Source organism: Ligilactobacillus acidipiscis DSM 15836, assembly GCF_001435755.1.
GTDB lineage: Bacteria > Bacillota > Bacilli > Lactobacillales > Lactobacillaceae > Ligilactobacillus > Ligilactobacillus acidipiscis.
The window spans coordinates 1-3,375 of sequence record NZ_AZFI01000196.1 but is presented as its reverse complement, the minus strand read 5'-3'; the positions used below and the strand labels follow the sequence as shown (position 1 = coordinate 3,375).

Annotated in this window: 1 protein-coding gene and 2 pseudogenes; all 3 read right to left on the bottom strand. The window is 40.2% G+C overall.

The annotated features are described in order from the left end of the window. A partial coding sequence (glyA, locus tag FC65_RS09680; protein WP_082619087.1) for a serine hydroxymethyltransferase occupies nucleotides 1–1,280 on the bottom strand: 1,280 nt, incomplete at its 3' end. Between the two features lie 139 nt (nucleotides 1,281–1,419). After that, nucleotides 1,420–2,049 (bottom strand): annotated as a pseudogene (locus tag FC65_RS12600) (thiamine pyrophosphate-dependent enzyme); the annotation flags it as partial. Nucleotide 2,050: 1 nt separating this feature from the next. Then, a pseudogene (locus tag FC65_RS12595) lies at nucleotides 2,051–3,128 on the bottom strand (thiamine pyrophosphate-binding protein); the annotation flags it as partial. Nucleotides 3,129–3,375: the final 247 nt, after the last annotated feature.

The following is a 3,375-nucleotide window of genomic DNA, read 5'->3' as shown; positions in this document are numbered from 1 at the left end:
TCATCAGTACCACTTGATAAAGAACCAAATTCTATCGGGGCAATGTATTCATCGATTGGATGTGTTGCAGTTAGTTGATGAACAGCTGACCTAATTTTCTCTAATTCTTTTTTATCGTCATGATGATCGATCGCCCTTACGATCAACTGTGCAACCTGACGACAATCTGCTTCATTAAAACCACGAGTCGTTATCGCAGGCGTACCTAACCTGATCCCAGAAGTTTTAAATGGGCTCAACTTCTCGGCAGGAATAGCTTCTTTGTTTGTCGTAATTGAAACAGAATCGAGGACTTCTTGGGCTTGTTTTCCGTTAAGAGCAGTCTTTGATAGATCTAAAGTCATTAAATGATTATCTGTTCCACCAGAAACTACCCGGACATGTTCAAAATGAGAAAATTCATCAGCCATTGCCTGAGCATTTTTAATAATCTGTGCAGCATAGACTTTAAATTCGGGTTGAAGATCTTCATGTAACATGGCAGCTTTAGCCGCGATCACGTGATCTAACGGACCACCCTGTGAGCCAGGGAAAACGGCTGAATTTATCTTTTTAGCATATTTTTCTTTTGCAAGGATCAAACCGCCTCGTGGGCCTCTTAAAGTTTTATGCGTAGTTGTTGTTACAACGTCAGCGTATGGGACCGGATTAGGATGAAGTCCTGCAGCTACAAGCCCGGCAATGTGAGCCATATCAACTAATAAATAGGCACCGACATCATCTGCAATTTCACGAAACTTTGCCCAATCGATCGTCCGACTGTATGCTGATGCTCCGGCGATAATTAAATTTGGTTGGACTTCACGTGCTATTCTCAAAATCTCATCATAGTCAAGTAACTCAGTTTCAGGATTTAAACCGTAAGAAAAAGATTGGTATAACTTACCGCTAAAATTAACTTTGGCCCCATGAGACAAATGACCCCCAGCATTCAGATCCATTCCTAAAATTTTATCTCCTGGTTGTAAAAAGGCCGTGTAAACCTCTTGGTTTGCTTGTGAACCTGAATGAGACTGAACATTGACATATTCAGCTCCAAAAAGCTTTTTTGCTCTGTCAATTGCGAGATTTTCAATAATATCGACATATTTATTACCGCCATAGTATCGCTTACCCGGATAGCCTTCCGAATACTTGTTAGTTAAAACAGAACCTTGTGCGGCGCGCACAGCGGGTGAAACAATATTTTCCGATGCGATCAATTCAATATTGTCTTGTTGTCGTTGCTGTTCATTTTCAATTGCTTGCCATAATTCTGGATCTAATTTTTGGTAATTCAACTAAACATCAGCTCCCTTTATTTACTATAAAATATCATAACACGTAACCAATTTAATTGGCGTAACAAATGTAAATAGTGACATTTCAGAGTGAAAAAAAAGCAGGAGATCTTTCTCCCGCTTTTTACACTATTATAGTCTAAAAGAAATGACGCATAATATCCTTGATCGGTGGTAACTTAGGCATGCGACGTTTCTTCGCGAGGTACTGTGTTCCAAACTTTGTATACCCCTTTGCTTCGCTGCTTACAATCTGACCTGGAAGTGGAGCATCGTCAGCAACATATGTATTGATCAAAACAGGACGATCTTTAACTTTGTATGCTTTTTTCAAAGCAGCAGCAAATTCTTGCTTGTTAGTTACGGTATAGCCGATACCACCAGCGGCATCAGCAAACTTAGCATAGTCCATATCTTCAAGATCGATCGCATAATTCAACTGACCAGCAGACTGTTGTTCATATTGAATAAATGCTAATTTTCTATTATTTAAAACAATATTGATCAACGGCATCTTGTACTTAACAGCCGTTACAAAGTCTTCCATCACCATGGCGAATGCGCCGTCACCGTTGATCGAAATCACTTGACGATCAGGATAAGCTTGAGAAGCAGCGATAGCGCCCGGTAGCGCACACCCCATTGTGCCTAACCACGAAGAAATTGTATACTTCTGTTGTGGGCCCACTGGCAAATAACGTGCACTCCAAGAAGTTGCTGTCCCAACGTCAATTGCAAAAATGGCATCTTTAGCAGCTGTTTTCTTGATNAAACTTCTGGTGCTAAAGGTGAACCTTTCAAGTCTTTTTTGGCTTCGACCCATGAATTCCAAGTAGCCATGTGTTTCTGGCATTCAGCTAAAAATGTGCCGTCAGTCGATTCTAAGCCAGCATTTAAAATTGCCTCTATGACTTCGCCAGAATCACCATGAATTGCGACATCAGCTGGAAAACGTTTGTTTAGATGACTTGGTTCTAAGTTGATCTGGATACTCTTAGCACGTCCCGGCTTTGGCAAATAGTCTGTATATGGATAATTTGTTCCGATCATCAAAACAAGATCAGCTGACTTCATAGCCTGATAAGCAGCTTTTGTCCCCAGTTTACCGACCTGTCCTAAAGAGTTCGGGTGATCATCTGGAACCATTCCTTTTGCAGGCAAAGTTTCAACAAATGGGATCTTATACGTTTCTACAAAACGCTGCATAATTTCACCAGAGTGCTTGATCCCAGTTCCAAATAAAGCAACAGGTTTTTTAGCCCTGTTTAACAAGTCAACTGCTTCTTCAACTTGAGCAGCAGGAACCGAGGGTTTTTGTAATTTAAATAAATCAGCTGTAGGTTTAAAAGCAGTGGTTAATTTTTGCTGTGGAATATCATCTGGGATCGTTAAAACAGCCACACCTTGTTTTTCATAAGCTGTCCTGATTGCTTCGTCAACCGTTTCAGCCAAATGATCGACTGATGTGATCGAACGATTATAGACAGCTACATCTTCAAACAATTGTGGTGTATTAACTTCTTGGAAAAAACCAGTATTGAGTAAATTGGACTCAACTTGCCCCAGTAAAGCCAGGACAGGCGCATGGTCCATCTTAGCATCATATAATCCATTTAACATGTGAATTGCACCAGGGCCGCCGATCGACAAACATACTGCTAATTTATCTGTTAACTTGGCCTCTGCTGCAGCGGCTAAAGCGCCGACTTCTTCATGGCGAACTTGAATAAATTTAACTTTATCTGCTTGACGACGAATACCATCAACTGTAGTATCGATCGAATCACCAGGAAGACCATATACATGGTCTACTCCCCAGGCAGTTAAAACGTCTACTAATCTATCTGCACCATTTTTCATAACTTATTATCTCCCTGTTAAAAATTTCCTAGGGACACGGTTTCTTTTTGTAAGATACTAACGAAAAAAGAAGAAATGTCCTGACTGGGAATATTTACTTTTATCGAAGATCGTTGGTATTGTTACCGTGTCTTTAGATACCAACACAAAATATTGCGCAAAATTTAGTTTACCGCAAACTGACTGTTTTTTCAAAGAATTTTCGCCGGATTTAAAATTGAAGTGCAACATATAA